Annotated in this window: 2 tRNA genes; both read right to left on the bottom strand. The window is 53.4% G+C overall.

What is annotated here, in order from left to right:
• Positions 1-4 precede the first annotated feature (4 nt).
• A tRNA-Leu gene (locus HMPREF3264_RS12155) sits at positions 5-93 on the bottom strand.
• Positions 94-100: 7 nt separating this feature from the next.
• Positions 101-175 (bottom strand) — tRNA-Gly (locus HMPREF3264_RS12150).
• Between the last annotated feature and the right edge of the window lie 48 nt (positions 176-223).

The following is a 223-nucleotide window of genomic DNA, read 5'->3' as shown; positions in this document are numbered from 1 at the left end:
AAGATGGTGCCGAGGACCGGAATCGAACCGGTACGGTGATCTCTCACCGCAGGATTTTAAGTCCTGTGCGTCTGCCAGTTCCGCCACCCCGGCAAAATAATGGAGCGGAAGACGGGATTCGAACCCGCGACCCCCACCTTGGCAAGGTGGTGTTCTACCACTGAACTACTTCCGCATATTAATAAAATCGTAATGAGCCATAGAGGATTCGAACCTCTGACCC

Origin of the sequence: Staphylococcus sp. HMSC62A08 (assembly GCF_001839105.1) — a bacterium.
GTDB lineage: Bacteria > Bacillota > Bacilli > Staphylococcales > Staphylococcaceae > Staphylococcus > Staphylococcus caprae.
The sequence above is the reverse complement of the archived record's forward strand: the minus strand, read 5'-3'. Positions and strand labels throughout refer to the sequence as shown.